Genomic DNA, 24,244 nt, shown 5'->3' on the forward strand with positions numbered 1-24,244 from the left:
ATTATTATTTAAATCATTACATCATGAAAAAAGTAATTTTTATCACCGGAGCTTCCTCCGGTATCGGAAAAGCTACGGCCTTATTTTTTACCCGGCTGGGCTGGAATGTAATCGCAACCATGCGAAATCCAGAGCAGGAAACCGACCTGAGTAACAACCCCAATGTCCTGCTACTTCAACTCGACGTAAACAACAGCCATTCCATCAATACCGCCATCGAACAGGGAATAGCTCATTTTGGACCTATTGATGTATTGCTAAACAATGCGGGTTATGGCCAGCAGGGCATATTTGAAGCCATCAGCGCCGAAAAGGTAAGAGAACAGTTCGATGTAAATGTTTTTGGTCTGATGGAAGTTACCCGTGCACTATTGCCGCATTTTAGGGCAAGAAAACAAGGCACCATTATCAATGTAACTTCGGGTGTTGGTAGGGTAACCGTTCCATTGGTATCCGTATATGCCGCCTCGAAGTTTGCCATCGAAGGTTTTTCAGAGTCTCTTGCTTACGAACTGGAAAGCCAGAATATTAAGGTAAAGATTATAGAGCCAGGTTATATTGCTACGCCATTTTACGAAAGGGCAAAAGCCGATTTCGCATTCGATCCGCAACTGAGCGATTATAATGCGTTTCAACAGAATATGGAAAATCTATTTTCATCATTTGCCGCAATGGAAACCGCTACTATGGACGACGTAGCAAATACCATTTACACCGCTGCAACTGATGGCAGCTACCAATTAAGGTATGTAGTTGGCCCTGATCTCCAGCCATTGATTGATCTGCGGAACAGCAAAGCAGACCAGGACTATGTAAATATCATGCGTAGCCAATTTATGCCCAAGGCTTTTGGGAATCATTAATTTCTATTGTACAATGATGCTTAGGACAGGCATAACAAATTAAGTGTTGAGATGGATCCTCTTCGGAGCTGCTTCGGATCCCAGGCGGAGCTGTGACAATTGTAACCGAACAAAGTCCGTTTTAAATCTGTTTTTAAGGCATGTAATTGTTAGGGCTGACCTAAACCAATTGGTCAGCCCCTTGCTTAGAATAAACCTTTTGCATCTGCCGAAAAACCAAGTTCAATAAAACTCCTGGTAGACCATTTAATTTCGAGCGGGATGCCAGCATCTTTTACCGTTTCTCTGCTCACATCCTTACCTGTTCCATAGTTGATCTGTGCAAAAGGATTTTTATCAATATTAAGCACTAACAGTAACCTGCTCCCCTTTTGAAGCTGCCTGCTAAAAACCCTCGATCTGTAAAAAGGTATGGTTTTCAATTTGCCTGGGTGTAGTAATTTCCTCTTGCTCATGCCATATGCATAACTTGCCCGCCCCAGGTAATAAGAGAGCTGAAAATATTCTCCGGCAGGGGTAACTTCGTACAACACTAAGCCCACATCTATATCTTTTTTATTGATGATGGCTTTAAGTTCTCCCTGTAATGCTCCTGAAACAGAAACCGACTCCTTAAACGGCTTGGTAATAAAGAAAAGGCCATTCGTAGTATCTAATTCTTTTTTGATGATCGGTTCGGGATAATAATCATTGTAAAATGTCGTCCTGTCGGAAAGATCAAGCCGTTGCATCATAAATCCTTCTTTAACGGGTTTTTGATTTGATAACATTTTTTTACCCGAAAGGCTATCCAAGTAAAACCTGATCTGATGATCTTCCATTTTTTTCAATGAAGAAACATGTTTCCATTGATTTGCACCCATCACCTCGAAATTGATTTTGTCTTTTATCAGCGCTGGTTTCTTTCCACCTTTAAGCACATAATCAAGCCATTGAAAAGTGATTTCGCGGGTATGGATCAAGGCAAGCGGATCTACCTGATAACCTCTCAAATTAGCTACCCCACCCACCTGTGACCCGAAATGATCGTAAGGGCCTATAATTAGATAATGTTCGGCTGATGGATTGTATTTATAATGCTCCCTGAGGTATTCGAGTGCCGAAACCTGTCCATCGTCGTAATACCCCGTAATACTGAGTACCGGAATATTAATATGCTTAAAATCTTTGCCATAAGGTACCATCGACTGCCAATACGCATCGTAATCGGGATGCGAAAGCCACTTCTGAAACCAGGGATTTGGCGTGCCATCAATACTATCGATCTTGTTGTATGCGGCCCCGCTTTCCCACCAGTTATTCCGCATTTTGCGCCAGCGCGCATTGTCGTTGTTCACGGCATCATCGGTGTATTTATTATTGGTGATGTAAAAGGCCCATTGATAATTGGCGGCTAAAAAAACATTATTTTCCATGGGCAAGCCAAGGCCTGGAATTGCAGCCACATAAGGTACAATGGTTTTAAGGGCTGGGTGCAGGTGCTTCGCCGCTGCCCACTGTGCAAAACCAGAATAACTTCCTCCATACATACCCACCCTACCATCGCTCCATGGCTGGCTAACAACCCAATCGATAACGGCATTTACATCCTGCGTTTCATGCTCATAAGGTGCTGGTAAATCAGGGCTGAGGCGTTTTCCCCGGGCATCGGCCACAATACCAATGTAACCATGATCGGCAGCATATTTGGCTTCCATCAGGCTCCTGTTGGTGTTGGAATAGATAAAATAAAAGAGCGCAGCAGGCAATTTTGCTTGACCGCCTTTTTTCCTTACCACCACGGCAGATAAAGTGATGCCATATTGGGTTTTAATCATCACGCTATCGTTTATGATATAGTGCGTGGTATCAGGCAAGGTTAGTTTTTGCTGCGCAAAGGTTGCTACACTAAACATCAGACATAGCACAGCCACACCTAGTTTTGCTAAGTTTATTTTCATGATTAAAAATTTTTATTGGTTTATAGTTTAATGAGGTTTCTGAGTTTGACCGCCTGCCGTTCTGAAATCCTGATCAGTTCTGCTGTTTTAAGTTCGACCAGCATGCCTTCATCATCTTTTTTTATCGATCTGATGTAATCGAGGTTAAATAAAATACTTCTGCTTGCCCTAAAAAACATCTGGCAGTCGGGGGTTTCTTCCAGTTTATTTAAAGAAGTTTTAAGCAACACCTGTTCCGCTCCGAAAAAGAGTCTGGCATAATTTTCTACCGATTCGATTAAATGCACATCTTTCCATTTAATGAGGCGGTGTTTATCTCTATCTTTTACAAAAACAGCCGGCTCATTTGCCCCATTGATTTTTTCGATGGCCTTATCCATCACATGTTTAAAACGTTCCTCACGTACAGGTTTCATCAGGTAATCCATGGCACTTACCTCAAAAGCCTTCACCGCAAAACTGTCGAAAGCGGTTACGAAGATCACCTCTGGCAAATGCGTTAAGGTTTCTAACAGATCGAAACCCGAACGGCGTGGCATCTGTATATCCAAAAAAATCAGGTCGGGTTTTAACAGTGCAATAAGCGGTTCTGCTTCATCTGCATTGGCAGCCTCGCCCAATACTATAACCTGGGGATAACTTTTCAGCATCCTCATCAGTTCCTGCCTCGCCCCACGCTCATCATCAATAATCAGTGTCCTTATCATTTTCATCTGATTGGGATTTTAATTTCGGCACAAACTTTTTGTTCCAGTTCATACAGTTTAAAAGAGGCCTGATGCTGGTAACTTAAATCCAACCGCTCCTTTAAATTTCGAAGCCCTATACCCTCAACCGTTTTACCCTGCTTCAACTGGCCTGGATTTAAAACCTGAATGTTTACCAGCCCGTTTTGTTCACCAATAATCAATTCAATCCTTCCACCTTGTTTTTGTAGCGCAATACTATGTTTAACCGCATTTTCTACCAATGTTTGGACACATAACCTCGGCACCATTACTCCTGATAGTGAAACATCAATATCCAACTCATACTGCAACCTTTCTTCCATCCTCAACCCTTCCAACTCCAGATAGTCTCTCACCAATTCAATTTCTTCATTTAACCTGATGAGCATCGTACTGCCTTTATAGAGTCCGCTCCTTAATAGTTCGCTCAATAAATCAATAGCCCTGCCAGCCGCATCAGGATGTGTATACACCAAAGATTTTATCGTATTGAGCGCATTGAATAAAAAATGGGGATTTAATTGAGCAGAAAGATTATCGAGCTGCGATTGTTTAAAACTCAGTTCGAGTCGGGCATTTTCTACCGATAAACGGATTTCCCGTTTCGCATAATGATAAAGGTGATAGGCCAAAAGCCATATCGCCATCAGTCGGACACCCCCAACCAGAACGGTAACAGCATTTAAACTCATAAAATCGGCAAAAGGTTGTGGTGCATGACTTAAAAACGCTAGGCGAACCAGGTATAACTTAACCAGTGTAACCACCGCATAAATAACACCCATCACCGGAATAGCAATCAACATCCGCCACATTAGTTTTTCAAGTGCAAGGTCTTGCCAACGGTTTCGATGCGAAAAATTACGGTAGAGATGGGTTATCAAAATATACATCGCCACATCCAGTACAAACTGTAAAAAAGCCACATCTACCCTAAAGCCATCACCAGTACAACCCTGAAAAGCCCAGTACAGCGCAGCTACCGACCACCCAATGAGTTGGCATTTCCAATAAAGTGATATGTGGGTTTTCTTTTCCAAAATATTCTGCTTCAAACAAAGCAACGAAAACTAATTCTAAGAAAAAAGATAAAGTACAGGAACGTAGGTTTTTGGGGGATGAACGGGTTTTTAGTCCGGAGTCGGAAGTCTCAGGTCCAGAGTCAATAGCATGTCGAAAACAAATACCTTTTGGATACTTGATGGTAAATAATGGAAAATGTACTACGGATGATGGAAGTGATTCTACATTGAACTTATCCTTTGTGCTCTTCGTGCCTTAGTGGTTAAATCATGAATAAGTATACCCCAAACGCTTCTCTGCACATCAAAATTCGTACTATAAAAAATAGCTCTTATCTTTATCGCTAAAGCCATGCTCCACGAATTAAGAACACATATAGAAAAAATAGTGCCGTTAACAGATGATGAGTTTGCATTCGTACAGACACATTTCATTACCAAAAAGTTCAAAAAGCACCAATTCCTGATTCAAGAGGGAGAAACTGTAAAATACTCTTATTTTGTGGTTTCAGGACTTTTAAAACTGGTACATACCGACGATTCGGGGAAACAGCATATCGTTTCTTTTGCCATGGAAGACTGGTGGGAAAGCGACTATCTGGCCTATTTTACGCAAAGCCCGGCCACCATGAGTTTAGAGTGCCTCGAGGATACTGAAGTATGCTGCTTTACACTCGAAGATTACAGAAATTTATGTAGCGGACTTCAAAAAATGGAACACTTTTTTCTACAGAAAGCAAATTATGGGCACATCGGTTCGCAACGACGTATATTATCATTACTTACCACTAATGCACAAGAGCGTTATGAACAGTTGTTGAAACAATATCCCACTTTATTCCAACGGGTACCAAAATCCCTGCTTGCAGCTTATTTAGGGGTTTCGCGCGAAACCTTAAGTAGATTTTCGGTTTAATATAATAATTAAATTTTAGGCTTTGCATATCAACAACCTTAAAAATATTTACCTAAAAATCAATATGTTAATGGATTAATATTTAGGGATTACAAATCCGTAGCTCCCAGGTCTGGATTGCAAATCCTGACCAACATCATTGTGACGAACCTCACTCCATAATCGTGCGCTTTATCACCGCCAAAATCCTGATCTTAATTGCAACTTTGTGTTATTAAATTCAATATACAAAGTAATGGAAAAACAAATCATTAATCCCTGGAAGTGGCAAGATCAACGCAGTTATGTACAAGCGGTAGAAGTTAAACAGGTAACGGGAACACTTTACGTTTCAGGGCAAACGGCTACCAGTGCAGATGGCATATCGAGTATCGCTGATGTGAAAACCCAGCTTGTTGAGGCCATACAACACCTGGAGCAAGTAATTGCACAGGCAGGTTACGAACCTAAAGGCATTGTTCGCTTAAATATCTATACCACAGCATCAGCCGAATTTTCGAATGTTTTGATGTGTTTCAAGCCTGGATTGCTAAACACTGTATTAAACAGGCCACTACCCTTTTGGAAGTAAAAAGTCTGTACGAAACCTTAAGCGTAGAACTGGAAGCTACTGTGGTGAAGTAGGTGATATTAGCTAGATTATTAAGTATTGAGATATGAGATTTTAACCGTAAAGCGATCTCATGTCTCTTGTCTCAAATCTCATATCCTATGATGGAATTGATTCTGTGTTGATCAGAATAATCAGCGGGAGATCATAGGCAATTGATTTATTCCCGCAGATCAAGATGATAACCGCTGATTAATCATCTGCTTTGCGCGCTCTGCGCCTCCCTCTTTGCGTGCTTTGCGGTTAAAGGACAATGATTTAATTCAGTAATTGTTTTTTAAACACATTCGGACTGATACCAACCTCCTTTTTAAATAAGCGTGAGAAATACGAAAGATTCTCAAAGCCCAGTGCATAAGCAATTTCCGAAACCGACCTATCCTCTCCGATCAAACGGTTTTTAGCTTCCGATATCAGGTAAATATGAATGTGCTCCAAAGCTGTTTTGCCGCTTTCCTGTTTTAAAATATCACTTAAGTAACCTGCCGAAATGTTTAAACGCTCTGCCATATAATTTACCGAAGGCAAACCCTTACTCCCCAATAGCCCCTTTGACACGTATTTATTTATCTCCTCGTTAAATCTGGTAACGGTTTTGCCAGAAATCTCGGTACGGTTTAGGAACTGCCTTTTGTAAAAACGCTGACTGTATTTTAACATCGTATCCACATTGGCCAAAATTAACTCGCGACTATACTCATCCTGATTGTTGCGGTATTCGCTTTCAATTTTGTGATACAGCTCCCATATCGTTATTTCTTCGCTTGGCGAGAGGTGTAACGCTTCGTTGGTTTCGTAATCGAAATAATGGTATTTTTTTATGCTATCGTGAAGAATGTGTCCATTCAGAAAATCCTCGTGGATAAACATTAAAAAGCCATCCTCATCAAATTCGAGGTTTTTCATTTCGATGACCTGATGCGGCTTAAAAAACATCATCGGGCCACAGTCGTGGTCGTATTTTGTACGTCCGTAAAGAACATTCCCTGCAATGATCTTTTTAAAACCGATCATATAGAAATCGCTGGTAAATTCACGATCACCCATGGTACACTTATGGTCGCATTTGTACACACTAAATAATGCGTTCTCGGGTGGCGGAAATCCATTCTCCCTGTGCAATTCGGCCAAACTTTTATAATGTTTCATTGCTTAAACGATAATAAACTACAAGCTACACAATTACCTGTTATAGCTTGTAGCTAAAAATATTAAATGATTTCTTAATGACCGTGCGCATCGGCAGATACTGTTGCCCATTGCTCAAATTCGGCCAGCCGATCTGCATACACCTGCTTAACCACAGGGTAGGCCACTTTACCCAAGAGAAAATGCAAGGGTGGGTTATCACTATCAATGAGTGCCAGTACTGCTGGTGTTGTGGTTTCCGGATTTCCCCAGCTATCAGGTGTGGCGCCTTCAAAAAATGCTTTTCTAACGGGTGCATAAACTTCGTTGGCTTCGGTTTGGAAAGCAGAGGCACCAGACCAATCAGTTGAAAAACCATTTGGTTCGATTAAACTTACGTTGATGCCAAAACCTTTCACTTCAGTAGCTAAGGTTTCACTTAAACCGTTAACTGCATATTTCGAAGCGTTATATAACCCTAATATTGGTAAACTCACCAATCCTAAAAAGCTCGATACCTGAATAATATGGCCACTTTTTTGTTCGCGCATTACCGGAACAATAGCCTGTGTTACCCAAAGTAAACCAAAAAAGTTAGTTTCCATCTGTGCACGGGCCTGTTGTTCGGTGGTTTCTTCTATCGCACCGAATAAGCCAAAGCCCGCATTATTGATCAATACATCAATACGGCCGAAGTGTTGTTTAACTTGATTTATGGCTGCAAAACAGGCAGCCCTATCGTTTACATCCAATTGTACAGGGAATACGGCATCGCCATAAGCTGCTACCAGATCGTTTAAATCTGCAATATTCCTTGCTGTTGCGGCTACTTTATCGCCACGTTCTAAAAGGGCTTTTGCCCAGATTTTACCAAAGCCACGTGAAGCACCGGTAATTAAAATTATTTTCGACATTTTTTCTTTGTTTAAATATTGATAACAAAGGTATTGGCAGGGACGGAGAGCGATTTACACAAAACACGGAAGTACTAGCACATTTTAAGGATAAGGTAAATCCATTTCAAATGGCTTTGTATTTTACTAATCCGATAAAAAATGATTATTTTGATGATCAGCCAAACAAAAATCATGGAAAACCTAAAAATCAGAGCCTATCATCCCAACGATAAGCCTAAACTCTTAGCCATATTAAAACTAAACATCCCTATGTATTTTGCTGAAAGTGAAATAGCAGATTTAAACGATTATCTCGAAAACGATATTGAGCAATATTTTGTAATCGAATCAGCAAACAGCATTATCGGTGCGGGCGGAATTAATATTGAAGACAATGGTACCACAGGAAAGATCAGCTGGGATTTTATTGATCCTGAATTTCAGGGCAAGGGTGCCGGGCGAAAGTTATTGCAGTATAGGATAGACTTATTGAAATCGATAAAAGGCATCAAAAACATTAGGGTAAGAACCGCTCAACTCACCTATCAGTTCTACGAAAAAAGCGGCTTTGTATTAAAATACACCGAGAAAGATTACTGGTCAGAAGGCTTCGATCTTTACGAGATGGACTATGGAGCACTTTAAATGCCTTTAAATTGCCCTCTCAAGTTTAAAACCTGGCCTAAGGGTTTACTAAACTTTGTGGATATCTACGCAAAATATAAAAACCTAAGCCAGCCAACAAAATCATCAAAACCAAAACCATATCATCTAGTGGGCATTCGAGCGCAAAAGAGCCTTCAATGCCACATAATAATCCAGGCATGATCACGCAATTATAACTGCCTGTTGGAAAAGTAGGTGCCCATTGGCAAACTGCATTTTTGGGCACAACACTACTCAAAGTATAGACTTTGGCATTGACTCCGCAAATATTTGAAACTGAGCCATCAGTGGAGGTGTATAACTGTTTACTACCATCGCGGATATAACATCCCGTCTGCGCAAAAGTGATAGAAAATGGGATAAGAGTAAGTAGAAAAAACTGGATTAACAGCTTTTTTAGAAAGAAATTTTTCATATAGACAACTGTTATAACAGCGATTACAGCCATTAATATTTTAGAACCTAACTAATGATATGCGCTTTTTTAAGCGATAAGATGAACGCAGTGCGAAAGATTTGTATTATCATTAAATGCTAATGGAAACACATCATATACCATTACATCTAACAAGTGTTTTTTTTCGATTCGATCCATTGGGGAGAGATCGTACTTTAATTGGGAATTTTCCATAATAATTTAGTTAGAATATATTTATTACGGGATGATAAGGCTAAAGATAATAAAAAATGCATCAATAACAATTTATATATTCATAACTTGTAGTTGTAAAATATTAACATAGTCATATTAAACATACATTTATGCTATTGTGATATTTTTGTAGCTTCCTCGTAGTTACCCAAAAACTTAAGTCTCTCCATTAAAATTAACACTTCACCTGTAGCGTTGATCCGTATCCTCTCGTTTTACTTCCAACAATTCATCTAAACCAATCTCATCATGAAAAACCTATTCATCCTTTTTATAGCCTTTGCATTTGTTTCCTGCAAAAAAGAACCAGTATATGGCCCGCTGAAACTCAAAAACGGACAGGAGGTAGAACTCATTGTCGATCACCGCTATGGTGCAGACCAGGAACAGCTTTTAAAGTTCCCCGAAAATATTGATGCAGGCGCTTATATTGGTGGGTTTGACCAAAGAGAACCCGGTTATATTTACCATGTTAAAGCCAGATTTAAACGTGATGAAGTGCCATTACAGGACGGCCCCGAATATGGCTTTGTATTTGAAAAAGTAATCAGCAAAGTGCAGTATAAAGGAAACGAATCTTTCAGTATACAGCTCATTACCTCATACGTACCCGGCGGACCAGTAATCAGGCTTGGGAAAACAGGAAGCGAATATAGTTTCATCCCGGATAAGATACAGCTCACTTTTGCAAACAGTACTATCCAAAACGAGCTTGAAAAAATCTGGCTGAATGCGCAGGAAGTGCGGGCAAACTGGCAGAGTCACCAACAGCCAAAATGGAAGGCTATTAAAGCTACCGTTACCCACGACCCCCAGAAATTCGGAAAAGCTTATTTGGTGCAGCAGATCCAGTTTGTTGATTAGATAGCGCTTCGATTACGTTCAGGATGCCAAAAAAATTGTGATGTTGCGTGCTTTGGAATCTCCGTGATACAGGCTCTTGTTCAATAGCCCTGATGGAAATGGACCCGATTTAAGCACTAGTTTTTACTTTTTATTGTGTGCTTGCTTATTTCACAGGCTTGATCAGGAGAATGTATAGCAGGACGGAACCTTAACTATATCGCGCAGGTATTGCGCTCCACAAACCCCTTCAAATAGACTCAGAATGACAAATTGCTGTAGTTAGCCCGTTATTGATTAAAACAAAACCCTGATATTTCGGGTTAGCTTTTAATAATGCACTTAAATGGAACAAGGGCAAGGAGAAAAAATCAACATGACCGCCTCAGCACAATTGGCGCATTGGGTTGCAGTCCAACATGCGGGGCAACTCATCAGAAAGACGAAAACACCTTATTTTAATCATTTAACAACCGTTGCTGCTAAGGCCAGATCTGCAACGAGATTGGGTTACGAAATTGGACTCTGCCATGACCTGTTGGAAGATACTGGCACCACCCGCCACCAACTCCTACATGCCTTACTCTCTTTTGGTTACTCGAAATCAGATGCACATGAAATTACAGGCAGTGTGCTTGAGCTAACGGATGTTTATACAAAAAAAGCTTATCCCGATCTCAATAAAGCAGAACGGAAAAAATTGGAAAGCGAACGACTTTTAAGCATCAGTGCTTCTGCGCAGACCGTAAAATATGCCGATTTAATAGATAATATTGGCTGGATGCTGGTGCACGATCAAAAACATGTAAAAAAATACCTGAAGAAAAAACGCCTGCTGATTACCTGCTTAACCCGTGGCAATAGTATACTGCGCCAACAAGCGCTGGTGTTTGTTGATAAAAGTTTATCAACCCTTAAATAGACCTATAAAAAATTAAGCGCCACTTTTCTTTTGCTCTGCATAGGCTACCCCATAAAGGTGATTTGGTTTTAAATAAATCACATCATTTTGAAAATCGAAAACGGTATTGAATCTTTTCAGAATATCAGTCCCCAAATAATGAACGTTTACGCCAGGCATGGGTTTGCCTTGTTCCATCACTTGTGCCGGAACATCTTTCAGCTCAAAATGACCGATCTTTAAACTTTGTAGTTTTACCGTGGTTACAGGCACTTCATTCCCCCTCGTGCCATGCATCATCACCTTTTTAATTACTTCCATCTTTTCTGTCGGAAATTTCATTTCCCGCAGCAAATCGTTATCCAGCATTGCGGTGCGCTGGTAACCTAAATCAAAGAAAAACAGGCTTTTATTTTTGGTTCCACCTTGCGAAATTTCACTTTCGATAAAAGGTTTGTTTTTGATATAAGTGATCTTAAATTTGGCGTACTGTTTATCCTGTAAAATCTCTTTGGGCATGAGAGAATGCACCATCATTTTATTCTGGTCGTAATCAAGCGCTACAATCATTCCATCGAATATATCCCATCCCAACAGTCCATCGGTTTCGTTGCCCGCCAATTCGATATCATAAATTTTGCTTTTGTAGGTCTGGCTTCCAATTTTGATCCCATATTCGGTGTTATAAAGTTTGGGGTTCGACTTCACTTTTTGTTTCAGCGCAGCGGTGGTGAGGTCGATTTCCGTTGCTCCCGAATCAAAATTCAGCAACAGGGAATCGGTTCCGTTAAAAACAACCGGCAAAAAGTTAGTGTTGTACTTATTTACAAAAAAGGGTATCGAATCGTGAACTTCGGGCGATACTTTACTAAAGTTTTTTAACTCCGGACATACAACTTGCGTACGGCACGAATCTTTGCCGTTTAACAATACAATAAATTCTTTTTGCTCTCCAGGACCTATTTTAAAAACGATCGAATCGATATCCGTTTTGAACTTGATGTTTCTCGATTTGGTTATTTTACCAGTTGTAAACACATCTAACTTGATCTTCGGATTAATGTACCAGTTTGATGAAGCGTTATGTTCTTCGTAAAATTTTGCCTGAACAGCTCCTGCTTTTATAATTGGTAATTTCTTTTGGGCTAAACCGCAAAAAGGAAGTAAAACCGCCAAAATACTCAAAATTTGTTTCATGTTAAGGGCTTAATTTAGATGGAATGGTAAACCAGAACTAAAGATATAAAGATTTAGAAGAATGGACGATGAAAAATGAGTGATGGGAATTAAAACTTCGTTTACCAGGCGGCTAACATCACCCGGTTACATCCTCGAATTATTATCCGATAATAAAACTATATTTACCATGGTCTATAGTTAGAGTGCCCAGCCTGTGAGGCTGGTTTTCCAGGCTTCTATTTAATAAAACTGATAAAATGAATAGCTTCAAATTAAGGGTTCTATCTGCATGATTAATTGTCTCCTGCTGATAAGCCTTTCTGCTTGCGGTCAGAAAAAGTTTGATTATAATTATAAAACTTCAAATGCAGAAGTAATTGCGATCAATAATCATGCAGTCAATATTTTCTTTGGACTAAGTGGTGGAAAAAAAGTGCTAATGGACAGCTTGCCAAAAGTTGAAAATGACTTGCGCCAAGCCATAAAATTAGACACTAATTATAAGATGACCTACATCAACCTGATCAATTGTATCGAGGCATCACAGCATGTTGGTCCGTTTGAAAGTGCTCCCACGTATTTTACCAGGCTTATAAATGTTTGCAACTCATGGCTCCATATGCACAAAGACGATATGGATATGCGGCTAAAAAGAGGCATTTATTATGAAAAAGCAGGAAACAATACCCTATCAAACAAAGACTACGCTATTTTACAAAAATATTTAGAAGGCATAAATATCACGATTAATAACAAGATGGATTCAAAACAGATTTCAGAAGTGGTTAACTATGCTTTTATATTTGTTACGCTTCGAAAACCTGAAAAAGGAATTGAGCTTATGGATCAGCTCCACTCAAACTACCCTAACGATCCAATCGTACGATCTGGTTATAAAATTATTCGTACTAGAAAACGAGAAGAACTGATTTACCACTTTCAGTATTGATCAAACAAACCAATGTTTATATTAATTAACTTTGTCAATAATCCTAAGTTAATGAAGACTCAAAATTTCTGTATTTTTATATTATGTCCTTTGATCTTTTCGGTCATCACTAGCTGCAATCCTGATAGAGAGGGAAAGTTTGTTGCGTCGAATGTGCAGTTTATAAATCCCGGTTTTGAGCAGAAAACGGACGCTAATCTTCCAGCGGATTGGGCATTGGTGCCAACAACGGGATATACTGTTTCGCAAGTAAATGATGTTAAAAATCAAGGTGCTTACGCACTTAAAATAGAGGGAAAACCTAATGATGCTTCTACATATATTAATGTCAAACAAAAACTCCCTGTCGATTATAAAAAGGTCAAACGAATCAGGATCGCAGCTTATATTAAAACAGAACAACTAAAGGGAAATGTTGTATTGTGGTGCCAGATTTGGGATGCAAAGAATAATCAAATTGGTTTCGAAAATTCAGAATCCTTGGGCATAATAGCTACAGGTACAAAAGACTGGCAAAAACATGCCATGGAAATCATCGTAAACAAAGATGCAAAATATCTGGTTTTTGGTACATACATACGTGGACAAGGAACAGTTTGGCTCGACGATTTCGCAGTCGAAGAATACGAAGGAGCAACTGCTAAGCCAAGTCCGGAAGTTGCAAAATTGAATCAGGAATTTATTGATATCGTTAAACAAAATTCAATTTATAAAGACTCAGTCAATTGGAAAGCGCTAGATGAGGATCTAGTATTATTGGGTAAGGGACTAAAAACAACACACGATGCACGAATACTGAACAACTATGTTTTACAGCAATTAAAAAAAGCCGGAGACAATCATTCATTTATTCAGAATAATATTGCCGCAGAAAATTACGCTTCTGGTAATAGTATACAAACTAAACCCGAAGCTAAACTGCTGGCAAATGGCATAGGGTATATTTCGGTACCAGCCTATGCTTCTGTTAATGAAAAATTGGGAGAAGAATTCGCCTTGACCATACAGAATTTAATTAGAAACTTAGATACAAAAAATAATATAAATGGTTGGATTGTAGATTTAAGGACAAATTCTGGCGGCAATATGTACCCGATGATTTCTGGTTTGGCTCCACTTCTTGATGTAGGAAATCTAGGATATTTCGTAAAAGGAGGGGTAAGCTCTCCATGGCAACTTACAGAAAATGGCATGGGGGTAATGGTCAAAAACCCCTATAAGATTAAAAACAAAAACAACAAAATCGCGGTACTCATTAACTCGAATACAGGCAGCAGTGGTGAGATGACCGCGGTTAGCTTTATCGGTCAACAAAACACCAAATTGTTTGGTGAACCAACTGGCGGCTATATCACCGGAAATCAAGCGTTTAAACTCTCTGATGGATCAAACCTTCTTTTAGCTACAAGTTATACTGCAGACCGTAACCATAAAAAATACCTGGAAAGAGTTTATCCAGATGTAATGGTAAAAACGCTAGCTGATCAGGATGCAGCTCTACAAACCGCTAAATCCTGGCTGGAAACTAAATGATCGTGGACAAATCTAATGAGAATGAGGGTTGATTTCCGGAAGCTTTAATAGTTAAAAAAGGTTAAAGCAGACCGATCAAATTCATTTAACCAAAAAATGAATTTAAATTGGATCATGAAATTCATTAACGCCTTTCTCGTATTGTTGTTATCCCTGTCTTTTTCAACGGTCCGGGCGCAACAAAAGTTCAACGGAAATTTCGAAATACTCGACAAACCTGGCCACCCTGCAGGTTGGGACTTTACCTTTGGAGGGCAAAATCCCGGAGAAGTTAAACTTGATAGCCTGATTAAAAAAGAGGGCAAATACTCCGTTTCCATTTCTGCCGATAAAAAACCTCCTTACGGTGTTGTCATCGATTACCCGATCAAAAGGAAACTAACTGGCAAAAACCTCATGCTGGTTGGCAACATCAAAACCGAAAATATAAGCGATGGCTATGCAGGCCTATGGATGCGGGTAGATGGCGGAGACCATCAGTTGGAAATGGAACTGATGGAAAAACAGGATCTGAAAGGTACAAACGATTGGAAAGAATACCGTATAGATTTACCCTATGATGCAGCCAATGCCACCGAAATCCACATTGGCGCATTGATCACCGGAACGGGAAAAATGTGGATCGACGGCATGAGGTTGTATCTCGATGAGGAGCCAATCGACATGGTCAAAACAGCTGACTATGGTGCTCAAAAAGATACCCTTTACAATACGAAATCAGGTGTCGATACGATTAAGAATACACCAGAAAATTTAAAAAACCTGACCTTACTTGGCAAAATCTGGGGATTTTTAAAATACCACCATCCGGCCATTGCCAATGGAGATTACAACTGGGATGGAGAACTTTTTAAAATCCTGCCAGCTGTTTTAAAAACGGCTTCTGATCAGGAATTTTCAGCACTGTTGGAAAAATGGGTGGATGGACTGGGCAATGTACCGGCATGCAAAAACTGCAAATTCCTGACAAAAACAAGTAAAGCGTTTATGGAACCTGGTTATGGCGATCTTTTTAACAATCCCACCTTCAGCGTTTCATTAATTGAAAAACTTCGGTATATCAGTAAAAATAACAACATCAAGAAAAATTATTACATCAGTTTTGAGTTTGCCCGCAACCCCGCGTTTACAAATGAAAAACGCTATAATGAAAATAAATATCCAGACGCTGGAATCAGGTTACTTGCCCTATACCGTTATTGGAATATGATCCAGTATTATAGTCCAAACCGAAATTTGGTACCTGAAAACTGGAATAGCATATTACCGAAGTTCATCCCGCAGATTATTCTGGCCGACAACAAATACAGCTACGACCAGGTGTTGGTTAAACTGGTTACTACTATTCACGATTCGCATGGTTTCATTGGCAGCAGTACTTTTCAGGCCAGTCTTGGAAAATACCGCTTACCTTTTGACGCAAAATATATCGAAGATAAAATAGTGGTAACCGGTTTCTTTATCGACAGTTTAAACGTTAGGCAAAATGTCAAAATCGGAGATGTAATAGAGGGGATTAATGGCGAAGGTATAGATGATATGATCAAAAAATATCTCCCGGTAACCTCATCATCAAACTTCGATGTGGCCATGCGCGATATGCCAGGCACTTATCTGCTCAGGGCCAAAGAACGGATATTTAAACTGCAGGTGCTTCGCGGGGGCAAAAAAATAGGTGTTCTTCAAACGGGCGTCGAAAACAACAAGATCAAAGCAGACCTTTTCGGTACCAAACCCGGCGAAAAATCGATGCGCCTCATCAATCCCCAGGTGGGTTATGTACAGGGCAATGCATTTAAAAGAAAAGACCTCGATAGTATTGATGCTATTTTTGCCAATACCAGGGGGCTGATTGTCGATATGCGCGGTTATCCGAGTGATGAGCTGGTACATACCCTGGGCGGGTATCTGGGTACGAATCGCCAGCCCTTTGTTCAGTTTAGTTATGGCTCGATTGCTGAGCCTGGATTGTTCCAATTAACACCCATGGTAAAAAGCGGTAAAAAAATGAACAAAGCCTACCCAGGCAGAGTGATCGTGCTGGTGAATGCCGTTACGCAAAGTAACGCAGAATTTGTAACCATGGCTTTCCAAACTGCTCCGAATGTAAAAGTGATTGGAAGTACCACTGCCGGAGCAGATGGCAACATTTCTGCCATCCTTTTACCAGGTGGTTTCAAAACGTGGATTTCGGGTATTGGTGTGTTTTACCCTGACGGCACAAATGCACAGCAAACGGGTGTTAAAATAAATCTGGTCGTGAAACCCACTATCGAAGGCATCCGGAACGGAAAAGATGAAGTATTGGAAAAAGCAACAGCAATGATTATGGCGCAATAAAGTCATAAGCCTATCCGCCTGTCGCGAGCACTTTAAGATTCCAGCCTGCGCGGGATCCGATAGCTATCGGATGACGGACGTATCAGTAATACAAGCAGTTTATGTTAATAAACACATCATTAAATTTGTAAAAATCTATTTACCACTAATCACTTTACGGTGCGCCAAGCCCCATTCGGTGAGGTTGTTGATAATGGTTTTCAACGACATCCCATATTCTGATAACTGATACTGAACAGATATCGGCTGAGTGTCTAATACCGTCCGATTTACCAGTTTATTGATCTCCAGCTCCTTTAATTCTTTACTCAACATTTTATTTGATATCCCTGGCACATCATTCAAAATGTCAGAAAACCTTCTTTTATTATAATAGCAAATCGACGAAATGATCGATATTTTCCATTTTCCGCTCAGCACGTCCATCGCATCGTGGACCGCCATGATTTCTTTTTTGTGCCCTAACTGGCAATGATCTTCCATCATAAGTTACTTTGTTACCCGAAAGTTACTGTTACTTTTCGTTACAAAGTAACTAAAATAAATTGATTCGTGATAACTTTGTGGCTTAAACAATTAAAAATAATCATGGACTTTAAAAATAAAAACGTCGTTATTACCGGAGGAACTACCGGAATTGGATTGGCCACAGCAAAAGCATTTATTGGTGCAGGAGCAAACGTATGGATCACTGGTAGAAATGCTGGCAATTTGCAAAAAGCAGCTACAGAAATCGGTAGCTCAAATTTGAACACTGTGGTATCCGACACTTCAAAATTAACAGACATTGCCATCCTTGAACGGGCGATTGCCGAAAGCGGGAATAAAGTTGATGTCCTTTTTCTGAATGCAGGAATTGCCACATTTGAACCCATAGAAAAGGTGACCGAGGAAAATTTCGACGCACAATTCAATACCAATGTAAAGGGACATTTTTTCACCCTGCAAAAGTTACTTCCACATTTGGCAGATGGCGCAGCAGTGTTGTTCACTTCTTCAACAGTAGCAACAGCGGCAAATTTAGGCGCAAGTGTATATTCTGCAACCAAAGGGGCATTGAATAAAATCGCTCAGATTGCAGCAAACGAACTGGCAGGCAGAAAGATTCGTGTAAATTTAATTAGTCCGGGGCCAGTGGCAACACCTGGTTTAGAAAATGCCATACCTGCTGAAGCAAAAGAATTTTTAGCTGGTGCTACTGCGCTGCAAAGGCTGGGCCATCCTGATGAAATCGCCAAAACAGTATTGTTCCTGGCCTCCGATGCGGCAAGTTTCATCACGGGAACGGAGATTGTGGCCGATGGCGGTTATCTTAACTATGCATTAAAATAAATTGCAAGCTGATTTAAATGAATCCCTGACCATAGAAAGCGGTAAATGCCGCTTTCTAAATTAACGTAGGATTTTCTGTTTTCATTTTAATTAGTTCTTAACTAGGCTATTCTTCACCGATCCTAAAACGATATTCCCATACCAATCTTTATTCGCTTCTATAAAATCTTTGCGAAGATTATTAAAAACCGCTTTTTGACTTTCGAAAATCATGTCTTCCGATACAATGGTTTTCATGATGTATATTTTTCCTTGCCGCTCCCCAAAACAGTATCCCACAGCGTTTGCACATACAAAAACATCAGAATTATTATTAATTCTCTGATTGAATTTACGGCAAATAGCTGCCATATCCCAATTTAGAACACCACACATAAAACCCCATCCAAAGGTGAAATAAAGGTGTATAATATCATTATTGGAAGCCGAAAAATCTTTCACGACGCGCTCTCTATATCGCTTAAAAAAATGAGGTGGATATATCGATATTGTTTTATCGTCTAAAGACAATACCGCTGCATAGGCACCTTCCGGACGATTGTATACGCAACGCACGCCGAAAATCGGGTTACGCTGATCGCTTCTTTTCACCGCTATAAATGTTATTACAAAACGATTTTTTTTAATCTACCATAACACTCATAAGAGTATATAAAGGGATAACGGCTGGCCTTTAAAACCCTTCGCCTAAACTCTTTAGTGAACAAGATAATTTTACTGGTGAGCGTTTCGGCATCTTTAAATAATTCATTATAGATCTCTGTATAAACCATCGATGGTACGATCATAAAACACATTTTTTAAGTTTCTGATATACTTTTCTTTAAATCTCAATCCATTTACCTACAATTAATACTTGCAAAGTTTAATAGTTCGAATGCAGCTTCGCTGGCCGCAAATTGCGTTGGCGTGATTTCGACTTAATCCTGTTTTTAAACTCATTTGATAGACGGTTTTAACTTAATATTTAGATTAATTAACAATCCTGCTCAAGCGTAAGTCAAACCAATAGCCATAGCACCATTTGGAATCTTTACGCTTATTTCAAATTTGGGATGATTTAACCATCTTACCATGGGATATCTGGTGAGATAACGGCTTTTAAGGTAGAGGGACTACCTTGATTTAAAGATAAATAAATGACTGGAAAGAAAAAATATTTTTTAAAAAATTATGATAAGCCTTGCTGCTGTATATATGCAAGCTATTGTATAAACGTTTATATCATCCGTCGCATATCACCCCTTAACTTGTCGTTTTTGCACGTTTGCCCAGATAGGCTGGTGCTGTATCTTTGAGTAAACTAAATCATTAAACAACATGGCAACTCAAATTTTTGTGAACTTATCCGTTAGCGACCTAAACAAGTCGGTAGAATTTTTTACCAAACTTGGTTATACTTTTAACCCACAATTTACCGATGAAAAAGCAACCTGCATGATCATCAGCGATACCATCTACGTGATGCTGCTCACCAGAACCTTTTTCCAAACCTTTACCAAAAAAGAAATTGTTGATGCCCATAAGGCGATAGAAACCTCCATTGCCATATCGGCCGAGAGCAAAGATGCCGTTAACGAAATGGTCGATAAAGCCGTAGCTGCTGGCGCCACCATACCTAATCCGGCTACCGATTACGGTTTTATGTACCAACATAGTTTCGACGATCTGGATGGCCACCATTGGGAATATGTATGGATGGATCCAAATGGTATGCCTGAGCATTAGGGATAATTCATCAAATAAATTTTCATAATAAAGGGCAAGCAACGGATTTTACGTGCTTGCTCTTTTATATTTGGAATTATTATAAGGGTTGATCTAGATTTTATTCAAGAAAAACCGCCTCGCATCATAATTAACGATTGTATTTGCTAATTTGATAGGACTAATTTGTGAATGATTATCATGATTTTGATCCGCCCCTTTTTTCAATAAAAATTCAATTATTTTGCCCTCGCCCCTGTAAGAAAAAACGGCTCTCCAAAGTGGGGTATTGCCATAATCATCCTCACAATCAATCATAGCGCCATACTGTAATATAATATCTGTTGCCTCTGATGCATAATCCTGTGCAGCATAATGTAATGGATACCAACCATCTCGATCTTTGATATTAGGATTTTCTTGAAGTTCTAAAGCCAGTTTTAAGGTATTATTGTTTTTTGCTATAATTGAATGTATGACAATACTCTTGCCATCTGCATCAACAGTATCCATTCCTTCCTTACTGATCCAATTTTCAATTTCCTTGGTATTATTGCCATAAATTGCCCTTATTATTTCATCAGACAATCTAGTTTTTTTGAGATTCCTCTTCATATTTACGAGTTCTATTTTTTCTCATCATCATATTGATGAAGACTAGGGTCTTTTCTGTTACATTACTTTATTTCTACCGTTTCCATGTACTTTTAGGTCAAGAAAAACGCCTTGCAAATTTACATCGCTAAGCTTTACTAGATCTATTTTAATACCAACCACAGCCTGTTGCTAGAATATATGTGTCTCAGCTGGGATGCTCACTCCTTAAATCTAAATATTCCTTCCAGTTCTTTCTGATACGTCATCAAATTTCTTTTACCTTCATCTGTGTAGAGCTCGAAAAGATAGATTACACCTCTACGCTTCTTTGCAATACATAACACCTCAAGGTGATTAAATTTACCCTGGTAAGCGTCCATGGGATCTAATTTAATCGTGTAGGTTAAAAGTGAGTCGGCATTAAAAAATTTCCTTGCGTTTCCCAAAGTGCCATAATGTACAAACGATCTCCAATTTGCAGCAGAGTCTTCCCCTAAAGATTCTCTGATGTTCCCTTTGATATTTGCTTCATGCATCCAGTCCAAAGTCTTTATCTTGTTTGGGGAAATTTTGGACATGAAAACAGAATCTTCTGCGCTTAAAGGTCTATACAGAGTTGTGAACACAAAAAACTGTTTGTCTTTGGATTCAAATTGGCTGTATGCACAAGTAATAAGGGTGTTCAGCTTAGGATAGGATTTGAAACATTCACTCATACGGATCTCGTTAAGACCAACGGGTTTATTGTATTCAAGCCGCATTACCTCCAAACGGTTCATTGGAGGTCCAATAAGAATAACCGGCGGACCAGACTGACTATAACCAAATAGAGAGAGCAAGTCGAAAAACGCAAATAAACTGGCTTTTAGGATTTCCTTCATATTCATTATCATCCGTATTTAAATACTCTAAGATCTTATTAAGTCAGTTCAGAAAAATTATATTGTATGACAATCTCATACTCCTTTCAGTTTACCCCTCTTTTAGCAAATACAAGTTCGGTACCTGCTGCATTTTGCAATATCAATTTCTTTTCCTCCAGTTTTATCACGCGGTAAACCTCGATATGTGGTGGTTGGATCAGGGTGTGCTGCGGCTTAAAGCCAACAAAAATATCACTTCGCTTTCCCTGTAATCTACCAAATGGAATGACCACTTGGTTATAACCTATAAAATCTACGGTGAGATAGCTGATTTTTTCCTGTTTACGCACCTGTAAACTGGCTTTCCCTTCTGAAACCGCATCTGCGGCGAAAATAATATTAAAATCCTGATCTCTTAAAGCAATTAGTGACCCGCTTATCGGAATTTTTCCATCAAATGACTGAACATAGATATGCGTGTATCCATAACGGGCCTCTTCACTACTGATTTTATATTGAGATGAATCTTTATCCTCCAATTTAAAATACGCGAGGTAAAGGCTATCGTTTTTGATTTTAAATGAACCCGCTCCATATTTTACACCCACATGGCAGGTTGATTGATCGGTAAAACCCAAATCGCTAAAAGTCAACGTCCGTGCTCCACCATCAAAGCCCGGAGCATACACGAAGGTACCTTTTATTTGTGCAGATGAAATTCCTGTTGTTAAAAACAGTATAATGGCAAGCATGTACCTGTTGAGCATATTTACGATTTTATTAAGGATGCACTAAAATATACGATTCCATAATACAATAATCCCTATCCGCCTATCGATACCTTTCTTCTGAAAGGGAAGACTTCTCATTAACGACCCTGCCCCTCCTAAATGAGGAGGATGCCCTTCATAGCTTAAAACAAAAACAGTCCTACAGATTATGTCTGCAAAATATAGCGAGACGCTAAGGCCTGTTCATGTCCTTTTTATTTCATAATGCAGTTACTAATCTTTCAAATACCCCTTATCCTTAAGTTTGTCTACCACTTTTTGGCCTACTTGTTTACCCCACTCCTGACCTGCAACCATGGACTCCTGAGTAATCAGAGGGGTTTTTTCAGCGAATTTTTTACCCGCAGGTGTCTCATAAAAAGCAATTACCCCTAGAAGATCCGCCTCTGTTAAATGCTTCTGGTATATTGGCAATATCAGGTTAACAAGCTGATTGATGGCATCTTTATTTACTTCAGCAGTAAACTCATCCCAAAACGCTTTAGGAACATTTGATTGCTGTTGCTTAAACATAGAAATCATTTGATTTAAAGCACCCTTGTAAGCAGCTTCTGAACCTGATACATGTATTAGTTTTGTTAATGATGTTTTGTAACTATTATTCTCCTGACTAAAAGAAAATGTTGTCACAAAGGCGAGTAGCAATGTTAAAATAGATGTTTTCATAATTTTTTTCGGTAAAGTTAAAGGTTTTTTGTCTAGGTTATCTAAGATTTATATTAATACTCCGATCCCATTCAAGAATTCCGATTATCCTTTTAAATTGCGTTTATACCCCTGAAATTTGGTATTGCGTGTCGCTATGTAATTTTGTTATTCCGAGAATTTAATCTTTTTTCTGTATTCCTTTTTAATCTCAATCAGGATTACACCATTGGCCCCTCTACTACCGTACAGTGCTGTTACGCTTACGTCTTTTAATACTTCTATCTTTTCGATCCAATCATGTGATATTTCACTCATCCTGGAAGGGTCGAGTACACAGCTTTTATTACCGGCTAAAACATAGTAAAGCGGCTGCTTATTGAGCGACAACGTTGAAATGCCACCCAACATGATCCTGCGCTCAGCACTTAATTTCACCACAATTTTATCATTGATTTCGGTCTCTGCTTTCGAGAAACCGGCTAAATTAAAGGTAAACTTACTTAACCTATCCTGATCGGTCACATTGAGATCAAACCGGCCACTGGAGTCAGTTACCGCCAATACCTTTTCCTCTCCCTTTTTCCTGATTTCCACACCAGCTAAGGTATTGCCATTTACCTGATTCACTACCTTCCCGGTGATGATGGTATCTAAAGGCGGCAGTGTCTTCGATAATTCAACCGCTGTTAAAGGAGATTTAGGGTGTTGATTGCTTTTTACGACAGCAGGTTTAAAATGTTGCGCCTGGGCCGGGCTAACGATCAATGCAGTGAAAGCAAATGGCACCAGCCATTGCCAGTTCAGTTTTGGCGAAGGCAGAACAAGCTCGCGGTTTAACTGACTATCAAGCAAACGACCACATACATGGTCACTTTTATTTTTGAAAAACTGAATTAACTCCTTATCAGATTTCGTGGTGAGGTCTACAATATTTTTTTCGCAACGGCTACAATGGTGGTTTCCATCCGCGCGTTCGATGCCGCTCCACTGCTGCGTACAAGGCTTAGTGAGTACTAATTGTAGACTTTTCATACTTTAGGTTTCTTAGAGAGATGCACTAAAGTACAGGATTCCATAATATTAATCTGGTCTTAGCGGGATGCTAAGACTAGTTAAGAAATCTAAAAATCTGTGTTCATT

Annotated in this window: 25 protein-coding genes; 11 read left to right on the top strand and 14 right to left on the bottom strand. The window is 39.5% G+C overall.

All coding sequences use genetic code 11. The features are described from left to right. Positions 1–23: 23 nt before the first annotated feature. Complete coding sequence (locus R2S57_RS11945; RefSeq protein ID WP_316845181.1) at positions 24–863, top strand: SDR family oxidoreductase; 840 nt, start codon at positions 24–26, stop codon at positions 861–863. Between the two features lie 185 nt (positions 864–1,048). Here the strand turns inward: R2S57_RS11945 and R2S57_RS11950 are convergent, their stop codons facing one another. From R2S57_RS11950 to R2S57_RS11960, 3 genes are read right to left on the bottom strand one after another with little or no spacing between them, the layout of a single operon-like run. Beyond that, positions 1,049–2,803, bottom strand: a complete 1,755-nt coding sequence (locus tag R2S57_RS11950; protein WP_316845182.1) for a CocE/NonD family hydrolase — start codon at positions 2,801–2,803, stop codon at positions 1,049–1,051. 20 nt (positions 2,804–2,823) lie between these two features. Next, positions 2,824–3,516, bottom strand: coding sequence for a LytR/AlgR family response regulator transcription factor (locus R2S57_RS11955; RefSeq protein ID WP_316845183.1), 693 nt, complete (start codon positions 3,514–3,516; stop codon positions 2,824–2,826). Continuing rightward, positions 3,513–4,571 carry a sensor histidine kinase gene (locus R2S57_RS11960; protein ID WP_316845184.1) on the bottom strand — a complete coding sequence of 353 codons (1,059 nt, stop codon included), beginning with the start codon at positions 4,569–4,571 and terminating at the stop codon, positions 3,513–3,515. Before R2S57_RS11960 ends, R2S57_RS11955 begins: the two co-directional genes overlap by 4 nt. Positions 4,572–4,905: 334 nt before the next feature. On the opposite strand from R2S57_RS11960, the gene R2S57_RS11965 reads away from it, so the two are divergent. Together R2S57_RS11965 and R2S57_RS11970 are read left to right on the top strand one after the other, a co-directional pair. Continuing rightward, positions 4,906–5,469 (top strand): Crp/Fnr family transcriptional regulator, encoded by a 564-nt coding sequence (locus R2S57_RS11965; protein ID WP_316845185.1) that lies wholly within the window; start codon positions 4,906–4,908, stop codon positions 5,467–5,469. Positions 5,470–5,704: 235 nt separating this feature from the next. Beyond that, entirely contained in the window at positions 5,705–6,040 is a 336-nt protein-coding gene (locus tag R2S57_RS11970; RefSeq protein WP_316845186.1) for a RidA family protein, read from the top strand. Positions 6,041–6,337: 297 nt separating this feature from the next. On the opposite strand, the gene R2S57_RS11975 is transcribed toward R2S57_RS11970, so the two are convergent. Together R2S57_RS11975 and R2S57_RS11980 are read right to left on the bottom strand one after the other, a co-directional pair. Continuing rightward, on the bottom strand, positions 6,338–7,228 hold the full coding sequence (locus tag R2S57_RS11975) for a helix-turn-helix domain-containing protein (RefSeq protein WP_316845187.1): 891 nt from the start codon (positions 7,226–7,228) through the stop codon (positions 6,338–6,340). 74 nt (positions 7,229–7,302) lie between these two features. Then, positions 7,303–8,121: an SDR family NAD(P)-dependent oxidoreductase gene (locus R2S57_RS11980; RefSeq protein ID WP_316845188.1), complete on the bottom strand. Its 819-nt coding sequence runs from the start codon at positions 8,119–8,121 to the stop codon at positions 7,303–7,305. Between the two features lie 174 nt (positions 8,122–8,295). Between R2S57_RS11980 and R2S57_RS11985 the strand changes: the two genes are divergently transcribed. Beyond that, positions 8,296–8,748 (top strand): GNAT family N-acetyltransferase, encoded by a 453-nt coding sequence (locus R2S57_RS11985; protein WP_316845189.1) that lies wholly within the window; start codon positions 8,296–8,298, stop codon positions 8,746–8,748. Between the two features lie 37 nt (positions 8,749–8,785). On the opposite strand, the gene R2S57_RS11990 is transcribed toward R2S57_RS11985, so the two are convergent. Continuing rightward, positions 8,786–9,217, bottom strand: coding sequence for a hypothetical protein (locus R2S57_RS11990; protein WP_316845190.1), 432 nt, complete (start codon positions 9,215–9,217; stop codon positions 8,786–8,788). A 453-nt stretch (positions 9,218–9,670) separates the two neighbouring features. Here R2S57_RS11990 and R2S57_RS11995 point away from each other — a divergent pair, with 453 nt between their 5' ends. Beyond that, positions 9,671–10,285, top strand: coding sequence for a hypothetical protein (locus R2S57_RS11995; protein ID WP_316845191.1), 615 nt, complete (start codon positions 9,671–9,673; stop codon positions 10,283–10,285). A 325-nt stretch (positions 10,286–10,610) separates the two neighbouring features. After that, positions 10,611–11,186, top strand: coding sequence for a hypothetical protein (locus tag R2S57_RS12000; protein ID WP_316845192.1), 576 nt, complete (start codon positions 10,611–10,613; stop codon positions 11,184–11,186). 12 nt (positions 11,187–11,198) lie between these two features. Here R2S57_RS12000 and R2S57_RS12005 read toward each other — a convergent pair whose 3' ends face one another. Next, on the bottom strand, positions 11,199–12,362 hold the full coding sequence (locus tag R2S57_RS12005; protein ID WP_316845193.1) for an aspartyl protease family protein: 1,164 nt from the start codon (positions 12,360–12,362) through the stop codon (positions 11,199–11,201). 271 nt (positions 12,363–12,633) lie between these two features. Here R2S57_RS12005 and R2S57_RS12010 point away from each other — a divergent pair, with 271 nt between their 5' ends. The 3 genes from R2S57_RS12010 to R2S57_RS12020 all read left to right on the top strand — a co-directional run bounded on the left by R2S57_RS12010 (position 12,634) and on the right by R2S57_RS12020 (position 17,166). Beyond that, complete coding sequence (locus R2S57_RS12010; protein ID WP_316845194.1) at positions 12,634–13,293, top strand: hypothetical protein; 660 nt, start codon at positions 12,634–12,636, stop codon at positions 13,291–13,293. 12 nt (positions 13,294–13,305) lie between these two features. Beyond that, positions 13,306–14,826: a S41 family peptidase gene (locus tag R2S57_RS12015; RefSeq protein ID WP_316845195.1), complete on the top strand. Its 1,521-nt coding sequence runs from the start codon at positions 13,306–13,308 to the stop codon at positions 14,824–14,826. Positions 14,827–14,940: 114 nt separating this feature from the next. Next, positions 14,941–17,166, top strand: coding sequence for a S41 family peptidase (locus R2S57_RS12020; protein ID WP_316845196.1), 2,226 nt, complete (start codon positions 14,941–14,943; stop codon positions 17,164–17,166). Positions 17,167–17,301: 135 nt separating this feature from the next. Here the strand turns inward: R2S57_RS12020 and R2S57_RS12025 are convergent, their stop codons facing one another. Beyond that, entirely contained in the window at positions 17,302–17,652 is a 351-nt protein-coding gene (locus tag R2S57_RS12025) for a helix-turn-helix domain-containing protein (RefSeq protein ID WP_316845197.1), read from the bottom strand. 102 nt (positions 17,653–17,754) lie between these two features. Here R2S57_RS12025 and R2S57_RS12030 point away from each other — a divergent pair, with 102 nt between their 5' ends. Further along, positions 17,755–18,498 carry an SDR family oxidoreductase gene (locus R2S57_RS12030; RefSeq protein ID WP_316845198.1) on the top strand — a complete coding sequence of 248 codons (744 nt, stop codon included), beginning with the start codon at positions 17,755–17,757 and terminating at the stop codon, positions 18,496–18,498. A 90-nt stretch (positions 18,499–18,588) separates the two neighbouring features. On the opposite strand, the gene R2S57_RS12035 is transcribed toward R2S57_RS12030, so the two are convergent. Continuing rightward, a complete protein-coding gene (locus tag R2S57_RS12035; protein ID WP_316845199.1) occupies positions 18,589–19,089 on the bottom strand; it encodes a hypothetical protein in 501 nt (166 codons plus the stop codon). A 729-nt stretch (positions 19,090–19,818) separates the two neighbouring features. Here R2S57_RS12035 and R2S57_RS12040 point away from each other — a divergent pair. After that, the gene (locus R2S57_RS12040; RefSeq protein WP_316845200.1) at positions 19,819–20,226 is read left to right on the top strand and encodes a VOC family protein; all 408 of its coding nucleotides are present in this window, start codon (positions 19,819–19,821) and stop codon (positions 20,224–20,226) included. A gap of 93 nt (positions 20,227–20,319) precedes the next feature. Here the strand turns inward: R2S57_RS12040 and R2S57_RS12045 are convergent, their stop codons facing one another. From R2S57_RS12045 to R2S57_RS12065, 5 genes are all read right to left on the bottom strand, one after another. Further along, positions 20,320–20,820 carry an ankyrin repeat domain-containing protein gene (locus R2S57_RS12045; RefSeq protein ID WP_316845201.1) on the bottom strand — a complete coding sequence of 167 codons (501 nt, stop codon included), beginning with the start codon at positions 20,818–20,820 and terminating at the stop codon, positions 20,320–20,322. Between the two features lie 200 nt (positions 20,821–21,020). Then, a complete protein-coding gene (locus R2S57_RS12050) occupies positions 21,021–21,689 on the bottom strand; it encodes a hypothetical protein (protein WP_316845202.1) in 669 nt (222 codons plus the stop codon). 80 nt (positions 21,690–21,769) lie between these two features. Then, on the bottom strand, positions 21,770–22,432 hold the full coding sequence (locus R2S57_RS12055; protein WP_316845203.1) for a hypothetical protein: 663 nt from the start codon (positions 22,430–22,432) through the stop codon (positions 21,770–21,772). A gap of 237 nt (positions 22,433–22,669) precedes the next feature. Then, positions 22,670–23,122 carry a DUF2059 domain-containing protein gene (locus tag R2S57_RS12060; protein ID WP_316845204.1) on the bottom strand — a complete coding sequence of 151 codons (453 nt, stop codon included), beginning with the start codon at positions 23,120–23,122 and terminating at the stop codon, positions 22,670–22,672. A gap of 147 nt (positions 23,123–23,269) precedes the next feature. Further along, positions 23,270–24,136 carry a hypothetical protein gene (locus R2S57_RS12065; protein ID WP_316845205.1) on the bottom strand — a complete coding sequence of 289 codons (867 nt, stop codon included), beginning with the start codon at positions 24,134–24,136 and terminating at the stop codon, positions 23,270–23,272. Positions 24,137–24,244 lie beyond the last annotated feature (108 nt).

Source organism: Pedobacter psychrodurus (assembly GCF_032678585.1).
Lineage (GTDB): Bacteria > Bacteroidota > Bacteroidia > Sphingobacteriales > Sphingobacteriaceae > Pedobacter > Pedobacter psychrodurus_A.